We start from the raw sequence: 241 nt of genomic DNA, 5'->3' as shown, positions 1-241 counted from the left end.
AGAAGACGTGGTCTGCGAAGTTGATGAAATTGTTGCGGAGTTTTTATTCGGTAAAACATCCGCATCCTTATTTTCTTTACTAGTATTATTGCCACTTGTTGAAACCGAATTAGCTGAAACAGAAGCAATCCCAATGTTAGCACCCAGTAATCCACCAATTAGTGAAATTCCGGCAACCATCCATTGTTTACCAGCTTTATACATTTTGTAATGCGTTCTAGCATCATCTCTTAGTGCTAGA

The 241-nt window shown here is 38.6% G+C and carries 1 protein-coding gene; it reads right to left on the bottom strand.

Features of this window, described 5'->3' with window-relative positions; genetic code table 11:
* The coding region (locus AC6UDA_RS06970; RefSeq protein WP_500711453.1) for a KxYKxGKxW signal peptide domain-containing protein at positions 1 to 241 on the bottom strand (241 nt) is incomplete at both ends.

It is taken from the genome of Fructilactobacillus sp. X8R4C1 (genome assembly GCF_059900905.1).
Note: the sequence above shows the minus strand (reverse complement) of the source record. Positions and strands in the feature narration are given on the sequence as shown.